The following is a 12646-nucleotide window of genomic DNA, read 5'->3' as shown; positions in this document are numbered from 1 at the left end:
GTGTTGCCGATCTATATCCTGCTAAATTTAGGCTAATACAGCGAGAATGTCGCTTTCGCGCAAGATCAACAGTTCGCGGCCTTCGTATTTCACTTCAGTTCCAGCGTATTTGGAGAAAATGATGCGGTCGCCTTCGCTTACTTCAAGCGGAACACGTACGCCATCTTTCAACGCGCCTGCGCCTACGGCTACAACTTTACCTTCTTGTGGTTTTTCTTTAGCTGTATCTGGCAGCACGATGCCACTTGCTGTAGTCTCCTCTTTCGCAACGGCTTCAATGATTACTCGATCACCTAACGGTCTGATCATGGAAAAATAGCCTCCTTTAGAAAATTGGTAATGGGTGTATTCGGTTATTAGCACTCGAATGTGTTTAGTGCTAACAACAATTCTTATGATACTCATTCTGGGAGTAATTTGCAAGTCCTTTTACACATTTTTCATTCTTTTGGACACCCCCCTCATTCTACCCAAATGAAAAACAAATATTCCCTTCGAAAAAAGAAAAACAGCCTGCACGTTACGCAGACTGTTTTATCATTTAGGACCGAACTCCCGCTCCCACTCAGCATCCTTCGCCAACTGTTTACGATAGATGAATCCTGACATAAATACGCTAAATTCATACAAAACGATAAGTGGCAAAGCCACTAAGATAGCCGATATCGCATCCGGCGGCGTGATAACCGTAGCTAAAATAACGAGCAGCATGTAAGCATATCTTCTGAACTTGTGCAGACGCTTCGGATTCAAAAGACGAATCTTCGTGAGGAACATCACAACAATCGGCATCTCAAATACAATGGCCAATGGAAGAATGATGTTGAACATGAATGTAAAATATTGCGCCGCCCCATACATCTCTGTGATCTCGAGACTCCGGCTAATGGAGGAAGTAAAATAAAAGGCCATCGGAAAAACAACCCAATAACCGAAGGAAAGACCTACTAAAAATAGCAAAAACGCATAAGGAATATAAATAATCGAAGCCTTCTGCTCAGCCTCACGCAAGCCAGGCTTAACAAACGCCCATATATGATAAAGAATAACCGGGAGGGTAATTAGAATCCCTACGGCCAATCCAAAATTCATATACAAACGCAGGGCATCCCACGGGGAAAAAACGTTCCAACTGATGCTGTCAGCAGGCGGAATGTTTTTGAGGTAACGAATGATCGGCTTCGCGCAGATTAGTCCGCCTACCATCCCTATGACCAGGACGACCAGTACCCACATGATTCGTTTGCGCAGCTCACCAAGGTGTTCTACGAGTGACATTTCTTCGTTCGTTGTCATATTTCACCAACCTGATCTAGTGGATCAAACCTATAAGGCTGAAGCACTTGTTATGCTGAAAAGAAAGCGGCTAATCTGGTAGACGCCGCGTGTTGCTTGTAGGCGCGATAGGCGCCGTTGGCGCTTTCGGGGAGGCAGGTGGTGCGTCCGTTCGAGCGGGTGGCGTCGGAGTGACCGACGGTGCTTCCACAGTGGAGACTGCTGCCGAAGAGACAGAAGGTACATCCGTTGGGATAACTGGTGGGACAGATGCTGCGGTTGCAGTAGACGAACCCGAGTGTGCAGAAGACGCGTCAACCGATGGCGTAAGAGCCGCTGCCATTGCCTGCTCGGGCTGGACAGATGCATGGACTGCTTCAGACTCAGAAGTCGCTGAAGTACCTGACTCCGCTACTTCTGGTGTAGCTGTACTCGGGTCGACAGCCATCTTGACTAATGAGGGAGCTGCCGTTACAAACGCCACTGCCGCTCTCTCGGAAGGAGCATCTGCTTCGACAGCGTTAGACGAGGCTGCTTCGCCTTGAGTCGAAACCTGCGGAGCAGGTTTGACCTGGGCTGCCGGCTTTGGCGCTTCCTCAGGCTCATCGTTCAGCAGGGCGTGAGCGCCTTTCTTAAAATCCCTGATCGTGCGCCCAAGCACGCGGCCAATTTCGGGCAGCTTCTGCGGTCCAAATAGGACAAGAGCAACGACTGCTATTAATAAGAGCTCGGTGAAACCGATATTTTGAAACATGGACTTCATCTCCATCATTTGTTGCGACATCAAATAAACCGTAAAACAAATAAGCAAACAGACAAATCGGCAACGAAGTCTCTAGTCTAGATAAGAAACAAATTCACCCAATTACATGCACAAAATGCAGCAAAATGTCCGAATGTGCTTTAAAAAGGAAGACGCTAGCTGTAGCATTAGCTAGCACTGATAAAACCCACCGTACCCCATCTCCGTAATGTCGGTGCGCACGATAGTCTCACCCGCGCAAATCCGCGGGAGCAGCACATCAAAGGACGTGTACGGGTCGTGCATCACGCAACCCGGCAAGCCCATGATCGGCACATCGCCCAGATAGGCGATCATCAGCATCGAGCCCGGCAGCATCGGCGTGCCGTAGCTGACCACGCGGGCGCCGGCCTGCTTGATCGCACCCGGTGTCCGATCGTCCGGGTCCACGGACATGCCGCCCGTGACCAAAACCAGATCCACGCCCAGCGCTAGCAGCGCGTGGATCTCACCCACAATCGCTTCGCTGTCATCCGACACGAAGCGTTGGTCTACAACCTCGGAGCCGAGCTGCGCGACCTTCTCCTTCACAACCGGGCCGAATTTATCCTTGATTCGGCCCTTGAAGACCTCGCTGCCCGTCGTAATAACGCCGACGCGCAGCTTGCGAAACGGCTTCACCTCAAGCAAGGTGAAGCCCTCCTCACGTCGAGTGGCAGCCAGACGCTCGACCTCTGCAACCTTCGCTTCGTCTACAATCAGCGGGATCACCCGCGTGCCAACTAGCGAAGCGCCTGCCTGAACGACCGTGTTGCTCCGAATCGTCGACAACACGACCTCATCGATAGCGTTCACGCTGTCGACGAACGCCTTATCGATCTTGACCAAGCCGTGAATCGCCGATTTCACGTTCACTTTGCCCTCGTGCGGCTCCGTCAGTGTGAGCCCATCCCCAGCAATCGCCCGCGCCATGCGCAGCGCAGCTTCATCCTCATGCAGGTAGCCAGGCTGCAGCTCCATCACGTAGATATGCTCTTTGCCGATGCTCAGAAGCGCAGGAATATCGGCCTCCGTCACCTGATGGCCTTTGCGAAACAGGCGCCCTTTGAACTCGCCAGGCAAAATCTGAGTCAGATCATGAGGTAAAATCATGCCGATGGCATCTTCGACTTTAACCTCGCGCAGCATGGATTCATGTTTACTCATTTAGGGTCACCTTCTTGCTTGACCCTGGCAATTAGCTCCCGTTCGCTCACCCATGGTCACCTTCTTTGCCTGTCAAAATCCCTAACGCATGCGGAAGCTGATCGATAATCGCCATCAGATTTTCCTGCACGCCCTTGGGGCTGCCCGGCAAATTAATGATCAGCGTGCGCCCGCGAATGCCGGATACCGCTCTGGAAAGCATCGCTTTCCGCGTTTTTTGCATCGAAATCATCCGCATGGCTTCTGCAAAACCAGGTGCAACTCGATCAATCACATTGAGCGTTGCTTCCGGTGTTACATCTCGGGGGGCTAGTCCCGTTCCGCCAGTCGTTAAAATCAAATCTGCCTGATAATAATCCGTCATTTCTATTAATGAAGCCATGATTTCATCCATCTCATCCGGAACGACCCGGTATTCGATGATCTCGCCTTGAATTTCCTCTTCAATCAGCTCGCGGATTACCTGAGCGCTAGTGTCTTCTCGTTCTCCTCGGTAACCGCGGTCACTGGCTGTCAAAATCGCAACTTTCCAGTGCATCCTTCGTCACCTCTCCCTTGTTAACTGAATGAGATAACCCCACTAACCTGAGTGATCGTCGACTTTCATTTCTATGAAAAAAACTGCTTTATCTGTCTAGTCGCGTCACTGTCAACTATCTTGTCTGTGAAAATCCCCGTTTTTGCCGCCTGTTTTGAGGACAAGCAGCGTGGAGCTGATAATCATATCCTTCTCTACTGCTTTGCACATGTCGTAGACGGTTAACGCGGCGGCGGATACGGCAGTTAATGCCTCCATCTCAACGCCAGTTGGACCCGTCGTCCGGACAGTTGCTTCTATGTAAAGTTCATTGTTGCCATTATCAGCAAACTGAATATCAATGCCCGACAGCGCAATCGGATGGCACATCGGAATCCAGTCTGACGTTTTTTTGGCGGCCATGATGCCAGCCACTTGCGCAACGGCGAGGACGTCGCCTTTTTTCATTTTACCCTGCTTAATTAAATCAAGCGTTTCGCTCTTCATGATTAAAGTGGAACGCGCAGTAGCCGTACGCTTCGTCTCTGTTTTGTCCGAAATGTCGACCATTCGTGCTCGTCCCTGCTCATTAAAATGGGTTAATGGGAAAGAATCGGGCAAAGCACTCACCTCTGTTTTAGGATTCTGATTTGAAGACCATTTTGCTCTCGGTAACGATCCCGTCAACTCGGAAATCATGCCAGGAAGAAGGAACCGCAGGAATCAATTGATTATCAAAAGCGGCCGCAACCGCAAATGGTCTCTTAAGCCCGCGCGCAGCAAATAGCTGCATGAAGCGATCATAAAAACCGCCTCCATAACCTAATCTACCGAAATCCAAATCAAAAGCAAGCCCTGGCACTAAGATCATAGATAAGGTGGACAAATCGTGCTCAATCGGCACCTCGTTGCGAGGTTCTCTGATGCCCCATGCCCCGCTTTCCACATCTTCATAGCTGCTTATGACATGCAAATTCATTGTCTTCGTATCTGCTACAACCTTCGGCACAAGCACACGAATTCCCTGCTGCCAACACCATTCCATCATAGGGGCAACATCCGGCTCAGACCGAAAAGGCATATAACTCATGATCGTAGGCGGGGCGGACGGTTCATTCTGTCCATGCACAAGAAGCCTATCGCTGCATAGTTTTTTTAATCTTTCATTTATGCGCTGCTGCTTCTCTTCACGTTCTTCAGACATGATGGAGGAGCGCAGTTCTTCCATTTCTTTGCGTAATTCGATTTTCCGCTCTCGGATGTTCATACTAGCTTCAGCCCTTCCCTAACGAGGAGTGGTTTCCCCCATTTTAACATAAACAAGGAAAAAAACTATACTCGCACCGAAGACCCCAGACGAATGAGCGTTATTACGGGAAAATGGTCCGAGAATATCGTCGGAATCGCCCATGAAGATTCGACATTCTTCCTATTTGTAAAGATGTAATCGATCCTTTTTCCATCCACAAATGTCGATTTCACATCATCTCGTAATGGCACATTGGTGAGCTTCGCTGTATCTATTTTTAACGGGATGGCGTCTAATTCCATATTAAAATCCCCCGCGATAACAAGTGGATCATCGTGTTTTGTTACCATTTCTGAAATACGCGCAAGTTGAAGGCTTCGATCCTCTTTGGAAAGACCCAAATGTGTGTCGGCTATTCGAACAGATTCAGAATTAACCTTGATTTTAACCTCTAACAGACTTCTAGTTTCCTTATTACCTGGAAGCAGCGTGTAGCTGCTATCCTCAATGGGATATCTGCTCAGAATCGCATTGCCATATTGCCCAACCGTATAGGTTAAACTAGGTGCAAAACGCATATCCATCCCAAGAAGCTCGGCCAATTCCTTCGCTTGATCCACATACCCGCTGCGCCAGCGGTACCGATCCACTTCTTGCAAGGCGATGACGTCGGCTTTTCCATTTTGGATGAGATCAGCAATACGTTTTATATTTACTCTACCATCTAAACCTTCACCGTGGTGGATATTAAACGTCATTATCGTGAATGCTGCTGGGGAAGTGGTTGAACTAGACTTGGGAATTGCTGATATGGACTGCCTCCCACTGTCTGATGGGCTTGTTACGCCTTGACATAGAAATATCAACAGAAGCAGGGGCAAGAACGTAAAGCCTTTATGATTAGCATGCCTCAAAAGCACCATTTACCCATCCCCCACCCATTCTGATCTATGCAAAATTAAGCATACGATGCCGCCTCGCATGGTGTATACTAGTGAATTGATGGGATTTATAAGAGAGCGAAAGGGCGGGCAAGCTCAGGTCCTTTCATTAATAAGCAGGAGGTAGCAGCAGATGCTATTACAGGTTTCTAACATTTCCAAAAGCTATGGGGTACGTTCCGTACTCTCCAATATAACGCTTCAGATCGAAAACAGGGAACGGATCGGTTTAGTTGGCGTGAATGGCGCCGGTAAATCGACACTGCTCCAAATTATTGCCGGCGAAATGTCCTATGACAGCGGCGACTTATTCAAGGCGAAGGAAACGAAAATCGGCTATTTGAAGCAAAACAGCGGACTGCAAACGGACAAGTCTATCTGGAACGAGCTGCTCAGCGTGTTTAGTTCCTTGCTCGAGACAGAGAGAGAGCTTCGAGAGCTTGAAGCGTTAATGGCAGATCCTGAATTAATATCGGACGAAAAAAAGTACGAAACTACGATGAATCGTTATGCTCAACGCTCCGAATGGTTTCGTGAACATGGCGGCTATGAAATTGAAGCGAAAATCCGCGGCATTTTGCACGGGATGGGCTTTGGACAGTTTCCTCCGGATACGCTAGTCAAAACGCTTAGCGGCGGTCAGAAAACAAGGCTTGCCCTTGCTAAAATGCTTCTCGAAGAACCCGATCTGCTCATGCTCGATGAGCCGACGAACCATTTGGACATTCCGACGCTAACTTGGCTGGAAGGTTATTTACGCGGCTATCCTGGCGCTATTCTGGTCGTATCTCATGACCGTTTCTTCCTAGATGCTTTGGTGACTTCTATATATGAAATAGAGCGAAATGCTTCCAAGCGATATACCGGAAACTACTCCCGATTCATCGAGATTAAAGAAGCTAATTATGAGATCGAAATGAAGCAGTTCGAAAAGCAGCAGGATGAAATTGCGAAGCTGGAGGATTTTGTTCAGCGCAACATTGTGCGTGCTTCCACGACGAAGAGAGCGCAGAGCCGCCGCAAGCAGCTGGAAAAAATGGATCGACTCGATAAGCCGATGGGGGATCTGAAGCGGGCATCGTTTTCTTTTGAAATCGAGCAGACCTCCGGCAAGGAAGTGCTGCAGGTTGATCGTTTGGCGCTTTCCTATGATGGAAAGAAACGATTGTTGGACGGCGTCTCCTTCCAGCTTCGTCGTTCGGAAACCGCTGCGCTCATTGGACCCAACGGTGTGGGTAAATCCACCTTGCTTAAAACATTAATTGGTCAGCACAAACAAGACGCAGGCACCTTCAAGTGGGGAGCGGGCGTCACGATTGGCTATTACGATCAGGAACAAACGGGACTGACCCCGACCAACAACGTACTTGAGGAAGTGTGGAACACGTACCCGCATCTGGAAGAAGCGCGCATTCGCACGGTGCTCGGGAGCTTTCTTTTTAGCGGCGAAGATGTGTTCAAAAAGGTTGCTGCCTTAAGCGGCGGTGAAAAGGCCCGTGTAGCCTTAGCCAAGTTGATGCTGCAAAAAGCGAATGTTTTGATCCTTGATGAGCCTACCAACCATTTGGATTTGTATAGTAAAGAGGTTTTGGAGTCGGCATTGATGGATTACGAGGGTACACTCCTCTTCATCTCCCATGACCGTTACTTCCTGAACAAGATGGCTGAGAGCATGCTGGATCTGCAGAAGGATGGGCTTACGAGCTATCTCGGCAACTATGACGATTACGTGGAGAAAAAGGCCGAGCTCGCCGAGATGGAAGCGAAGCGTCTGGCCAAAGAAGCGGAGAAGAAGGCCGCTGGAGGCAGCGGTTCGGCTGGGAAGAGTGAACCCGCGAGTACCGGTGGTTACGAAGCAGACAAGCTGGCGAAGCGCGAAGAACGCAGCCGCCAGCGTAAGCTGGAGCAGCTGGAGCTCGACATCGCTCGGCTGGAAGACGAAGTGTTGGCCTTGGAGGCGGAGCTTGCTGACCCAGCTGTGTACAACAACTATGTGCTCGTTCAAGAGAAGACCGCTGCGGTTGATGAGCGTAAGAGTTCGCTCGCTGCTTGTTATGAGGAGTGGGAGACGCTCCTCGCATAGAAAGATAGATATTTATCGGTTCATACAAACAGAGGCTGTCCTAAAAGTAGATTGTAAACTGATCTACTTGAAGGCAGCCCCTTTTGATCTATGAGACTTTTGAACCAATAGAAATCGTAATTTCATTGGATTATTCCAATGAAATGGACCCTCTGCGGGCCTATTGTGTAATTTCATTGGAGACTAGAGACTTGTCGATTGATTCATTATGTCTCTCAACAAAACTCCAAAATTCGATTTTAGAGTCAATCAGCTTTCGTTAGGGCAAATGGGCTACAGTGGCTACCAATGTTGTATTTCATACAACAATTCACACGACAAAGGGTTATTTTTTAAGTTGAAGTTGCAGTTTGTACAACATTTTGAGCCCATTTGTTGCGAAATGGCCTGTATTGGACCAAATTGTTGTACTTGATGCAACAACTAATGGTTGCACTTTTTACAACATCATTCAACCGCGAATATGAACTCGTTCATCCAGCAACCGCAACCCAGCATGTAGGACAATTGATCCCGATGAAGGATACCTTAATTTAGAGCAAAATTTGATGAATTAATCGACGGTCTCGATTATCCAACGAAATAGACCTTCGGGGGCCAATTGCATAAGGAGGGGGTCCGTCTTCTTTTCCTTGCCAATAACCAGCTCCAGAAATCACCCGCAGACATCAAAAAAAGGAGTTAAGCCTATTTAAACTGCTTAACTCCTTTTTTAATGGTACTTTTGGGACAGCATGCAGCACTTCACTTCAGTCAGACATGGTTTAGAAACGGTTTATTGGGCAAAAAGTGACTGGTTCGGATATGGCGAATCGTTTTTGTTTTTGCCCGCATGACGATAGATTGCGTTTCGGCACGATGCCCTGGTAAAAACAGCACCCCGCCTAAAAAATCTCCAGGTGTTATGCCCGTTGCTGCGAAAATGACATCGCCGTCCCCAACCATTTCTTCCATCGATAATATCTTTAGCGGGTCATGCAGCCCCATTTCCCGGCAACGCTGCTCTTCTACCGGAGAAGACGGCATTAATCGGCCTTGAATTTCACCGCCGAGACATGATAATGCCGCTGCGGCAAGCACTCCCTCCGGCGCACCCCCGGAGCCTACATATAGATCAACGCCTGACTCAGGAAAGGCCGGCGCCATAGCCCCGGCAACGTCTCCGTCACTGAGAAGCTTGATACGTACCCCTAATCTACGCAGCGTCTCCATATGTTCGGCATGCCTTTCCCGATCCAAAATAGAAACTGTTAATTCTGATATTGATTTATTTAAAATTTGGGAAGCCTTGAGCAATGTTGTTTCTAATGGCTCTGATAATCGCAGACGTCCTTTTAACAGAGGTCCGCAAGCGAGTTTCTCCATATAGATATCCGGAGCATGCAGCAAATTCCCCTTGCTCGCAACAGCGACAACAGCCAAAGCGTTGTTGATTCCCTTCGCCACTAGTTCCGTTCCTTCCAAGGGATCGACTGCAATGTCAACCTCTGGGCCGTCTTGATTGCCTACCTGCTCCCCAATATACAACATAGGGGCTTCGTCCATCTCCCCTTCTCCGATAACGACGGTGCCTTTGATAGACACAGAGTCGAACATAGCCCTCATTGCCGAAGTAGCGGCCCCGTCTGCATTATGCTTATCGCCTCTTCCCATCCATTTGGAAGCTGCCAATGCGGCAAGCTCCGTGACCCTCACGATTTCTAATGCAAGTTCTCTTTCGATACCGAATTCCTCCCTTACATAACTAAACTGTGAAGCAAAACAATGCCAGATGAAACGAAGGACAAGGGGCAATCGAGGCAACGATGCCTGCTGATGTTGCAATAGCGACAGTGGAATATCCAACAGCAGCTCGCCGGCGATTACAACGGCCAATTTTTATTAAAGCCGCCGCCTGCTCCTATTATTAGTATAATGGAAGCGAAAGGTCCCAGACAATCATTTGTAAACTTTACAGCTCATTCGAGCTGCTTTTGCTTTGCCGTATGACGTGCTGCCTCTGGATATGAAAGCTCCTGCAATCGCAGGAGCTGCATCGGTACAGCGACGAAAATGATCAACGTCGCAGCTGCAACAATGCCGGAGTCGTTAAGCAGCAGCGCTGCGATGGCTCCGATCATATTGGCCGAGAACCCGTACATCCAATACGGGTATTTGTTCTGCCACAAGCGAAGACGACCGCGGGGACGGAGCACAAGGACAGCCATCACGATGAGGCTGGTGATGAGCACTTTGCTCCACACGGATGCACGAAGCAAGTGCACGTTCATCCGCAGCTTGCGCTCGATCAGCTGTCCGATCTGATCGAAGTGCCCGGCGTGCAGCGCGTGAAACGCACGCCCGACATGGCTCTCCCGCGCGAATGCCGCGGGAGAATCGGCGCTGTTGAGCAGCCACAGCGCCCCAAGCCCCAGCGCGAGCAGCGCCGACAGCAGGGCTGCGCCCCTGCCTAGGCGCAGCTCGCGCCAGCGTTCGCCGGCGAAGCAATGCGCGCCGGCTACGCCGAAGGCGACCGCGGCGCTCAAGGCGCCGCCCGCGTTCGCGCCGAGTGACGGTGCTGCCAGGCAGGCCGTCACGAGCAAGAACGCCCCGCACGCGAGCAGCGCGGGCTGTATTTTCCCATGACGGCGCTGCAAAGCCGCCGTCACGCCAAGAACGAGGGCGCCGATCAAGACGCCCATGTACTCATTCCCGATGCCGTAGTAGCGGGCGCCGATCATCGGATCATAACCCAGAATGGAATACTTCATGGCATGGGCCCCTGTACTGCCATCCAGCGTTATGATCAACGCGTTTCCAAGACCAAGCCAGATCATGGCTGTGGATAGGCGGCATTTTTCCATAACAGCAGAGATTAGCAGCGTGCCCACAATAAAAATGGCAATCAGCACCCGCATCGTGCCTTCAATCCCTATTTTTGTTGTCAGAGGAACAACCAACCAGCCCATCAACAGCATAACGGCAGGCGCCGTTAGCAACGAGAAGAGCAGCATACGCACACTTTTGAGCCATGGCACAGCCCTTTCTTCGAGATATCCAGGGTCTGTCCGTCTTTTTTTTATCCACAGACCATATATCAAACTCAAGAGCAATACGAGCATTTCATAAGTAACAAACGGATATAGTAACAGCGGCCTACTGCGGTAAACCATCTGCATGCTGCTCTGTTCCCTGACAAGCCCAGCAAGAACGTCATTTTCCCCTATATAGGATAAAGGAATGCCCACCAGCCCATTCGGTACCGGGATGCTGAACTCTTTTAGCAGCGAACTTGTGAAATCTTGTGCCGTAACAACACCTTGCCTGCGAGTAGATTCAGAAACTAATATTGCTCCTCTGCTGTCGGCCGTGTAATGAAGGATAGGTGATAGATAGGCCTTGGCTCTTGCCGCCTCACTATTCACTTCCGGAGAGAAAATCCACAAGCTTTCATCTTCCGCCATTCCTGTCACCACTTGCCCTAACCATTGATCCATTTCCCTCAATACTTGTCCTTTCAACTGCGTGAAACGATCCTCGTTGTAATGCTCTTTATCCATGTAAAGTCTGTACAAATCACCTAATTCGATTAGTGTAATGCCGGGCAGCTTCCTTTTTTCCCACAAAGAAAGCAGTTGTGCATAATGGGTACTAACACCGTATGGCCTATCCACAACCACAGTCAAGATATCATCTCCGAGTGCACCTTTATCCACAAAGCCATTGGAATCCATCAACATGAGCGGACTGTAGCGCCGCAATTTCTTTTCTTCGATGCCTGATCTCTTCCCTAAATCACTGCTTCCCAGCACGGAACGATATACACCATACTCCTTCAACAATTCCCCTAGGGTGCCTGGTTCATAAGCTTGGTTCTCATTAGCCCTCTGCAGCAATGTGATGTCAGGCACCAGTACGGCGTCAGCTTCAACCGACTTTTCTTCCTGGCAGCATCCTGTGTAACGATTCATAAGTTCGGAAAAGCGTATACCTTGCCTTGTTTCTTTTGCAGCAAAAGCCTGTACTTCTGCGATTCCTACGGAAGGTGCTCCTGCTCCCAACGAGACATACACATCTCGCATCGTTCGGCTCGATGTGCGAATGTTCATAGATCCAACTGCACTTATCTCCGTCAGCCGCCGTAAATGGGGCAGCTCCATAAGTTGATCGGGCCGAAGCTCCATGAACGATAAACCCGGTATTGAAACCACCGTTACGTGCTTGGACTTTACTTCATTGTGGATGGATGGGTCGATACCAGCTGCTATTCCCTCCGCACTTGTGGACAACTCTAACAATAAAGTCAAGATACCCACAAAAATGCCTGCTATTTTTAATTTCAAGTGTGTTCACCCGCTGTTTTTGCTTTTAGCATTTTCATCCAAGTGAAAAGCTATCCACTGCCGGATTGTTCCGATAATTTAAAGTGAGATGATTTTATGCCCAATAAGTTATCCACATCGTTATCCACAAAAAAAGAGAGGCGAAATCCGCCTCCCCCTGCGATATTCCTTCGTTTTCCACAATCTTATCCACATTATCCACAAAAAATTGTGAAAAAGTTATTCTTCTCCGTATTCTTTTAAAACCGTTGGTAATCGTGGGTTTGCACTAGTTATACACATTGTACACAGGGTGTGTGAATAACTTTGCA

General features: G+C 49.2%; 11 protein-coding genes. 1 reads left to right on the top strand and 10 read right to left on the bottom strand.

Annotation, left to right across the window (positions count from 1 at the left end; all coding sequences use genetic code 11):
* Window positions 1-27: 27 nt before the first annotated feature.
* The 8 genes from groES to ASD40_RS20280 all read right to left on the bottom strand — a co-directional run bounded on the left by groES (window position 28) and on the right by ASD40_RS20280 (window position 5912).
* A complete protein-coding gene (gene groES, locus ASD40_RS20315) occupies window positions 28-309 on the bottom strand; it encodes a co-chaperone GroES (protein WP_028553854.1) in 282 nt (93 codons plus the stop codon).
* A 228-nt stretch (window positions 310-537) separates the two neighbouring features.
* Window positions 538-1296 (bottom strand): twin-arginine translocase subunit TatC, encoded by a 759-nt coding sequence (gene tatC / locus ASD40_RS20310; RefSeq protein WP_057304956.1) that lies wholly within the window; start codon window positions 1294-1296, stop codon window positions 538-540.
* A gap of 70 nt (window positions 1297-1366) precedes the next feature.
* Window positions 1367-2029: a twin-arginine translocase TatA/TatE family subunit gene (tatA, locus tag ASD40_RS39250; RefSeq protein WP_063870812.1), complete on the bottom strand. Its 663-nt coding sequence runs from the start codon at window positions 2027-2029 to the stop codon at window positions 1367-1369.
* A gap of 180 nt (window positions 2030-2209) precedes the next feature.
* On the bottom strand, window positions 2210-3223 hold the full coding sequence (locus tag ASD40_RS20300) for a molybdopterin-binding protein (protein ID WP_057304955.1): 1014 nt from the start codon (window positions 3221-3223) through the stop codon (window positions 2210-2212).
* Window positions 3224-3269: 46 nt separating this feature from the next.
* Window positions 3270-3761: a MogA/MoaB family molybdenum cofactor biosynthesis protein gene (locus ASD40_RS20295; protein WP_029197035.1), complete on the bottom strand. Its 492-nt coding sequence runs from the start codon at window positions 3759-3761 to the stop codon at window positions 3270-3272.
* Window positions 3762-3872: 111 nt separating this feature from the next.
* On the bottom strand, window positions 3873-4361 hold the full coding sequence (moaC, locus tag ASD40_RS20290) for a cyclic pyranopterin monophosphate synthase MoaC (protein ID WP_268795917.1): 489 nt from the start codon (window positions 4359-4361) through the stop codon (window positions 3873-3875).
* Window positions 4362-4377: 16 nt separating this feature from the next.
* On the bottom strand, window positions 4378-5007 hold the full coding sequence (locus ASD40_RS20285) for a 5-formyltetrahydrofolate cyclo-ligase (RefSeq protein WP_057304953.1): 630 nt from the start codon (window positions 5005-5007) through the stop codon (window positions 4378-4380).
* 65 nt (window positions 5008-5072) lie between these two features.
* Complete coding sequence (locus ASD40_RS20280; RefSeq protein WP_057304952.1) at window positions 5073-5912, bottom strand: endonuclease/exonuclease/phosphatase family protein; 840 nt, start codon at window positions 5910-5912, stop codon at window positions 5073-5075.
* Between the two features lie 151 nt (window positions 5913-6063).
* Here ASD40_RS20280 and ASD40_RS20275 point away from each other — a divergent pair, with 151 nt between their 5' ends.
* Window positions 6064-8013 carry an ABC transporter ATP-binding protein gene (locus tag ASD40_RS20275; RefSeq protein ID WP_057304951.1) on the top strand — a complete coding sequence of 650 codons (1950 nt, stop codon included), beginning with the start codon at window positions 6064-6066 and terminating at the stop codon, window positions 8011-8013.
* 753 nt (window positions 8014-8766) lie between these two features.
* Here the strand turns inward: ASD40_RS20275 and glpX are convergent.
* Together glpX and ASD40_RS20265 are read right to left on the bottom strand one after the other, a co-directional pair.
* The gene (glpX, locus tag ASD40_RS20270; protein ID WP_057305118.1) at window positions 8767-9735 is read right to left on the bottom strand and encodes a class II fructose-bisphosphatase; all 969 of its coding nucleotides are present in this window, start codon (window positions 9733-9735) and stop codon (window positions 8767-8769) included.
* 236 nt (window positions 9736-9971) lie between these two features.
* Window positions 9972-12335: a hypothetical protein gene (locus tag ASD40_RS20265; protein ID WP_057304950.1), complete on the bottom strand. Its 2364-nt coding sequence runs from the start codon at window positions 12333-12335 to the stop codon at window positions 9972-9974.
* Between the last annotated feature and the right edge of the window lie 311 nt (window positions 12336-12646).

It is taken from the genome of Paenibacillus sp. Root444D2, assembly GCF_001426375.1.
Lineage (GTDB): Bacteria > Bacillota > Bacilli > Paenibacillales > NBRC-103111 > Paenibacillus_E.
The sequence above is the reverse complement of the archived record's forward strand: the minus strand, read 5'-3'. Positions and strand labels throughout refer to the sequence as shown.

Excerpts from the sequence above, each read along its gene's own strand:
- groES (WP_028553854.1), bottom strand. The coding sequence starts at position 309 with ATGATCAGACCGTTAGGTGATCGAGTAATCATTGAAGCCGTTGCGAAA.
- tatC (WP_057304956.1), bottom strand. The coding sequence starts at position 1,296 with ATGACAACGAACGAAGAAATGTCACTCGTAGAACACCTTGGTGAGCTG.
- tatA (WP_063870812.1), bottom strand. The coding sequence starts at position 2,029 with ATGTTTCAAAATATCGGTTTCACCGAGCTCTTATTAATAGCAGTCGTT.
- ASD40_RS20300 (WP_057304955.1), bottom strand. The coding sequence starts at position 3,223 with ATGAGTAAACATGAATCCATGCTGCGCGAGGTTAAAGTCGAAGATGCC.
- ASD40_RS20295 (WP_029197035.1), bottom strand. The coding sequence starts at position 3,761 with ATGCACTGGAAAGTTGCGATTTTGACAGCCAGTGACCGCGGTTACCGA.
- ASD40_RS20285 (WP_057304953.1), bottom strand. The coding sequence starts at position 5,007 with ATGAACATCCGAGAGCGGAAAATCGAATTACGCAAAGAAATGGAAGAA.
- ASD40_RS20280 (WP_057304952.1), bottom strand. The coding sequence starts at position 5,912 with ATGGTGCTTTTGAGGCATGCTAATCATAAAGGCTTTACGTTCTTGCCC.
- ASD40_RS20275 (WP_057304951.1), top strand. The coding sequence starts at position 6,064 with ATGCTATTACAGGTTTCTAACATTTCCAAAAGCTATGGGGTACGTTCC.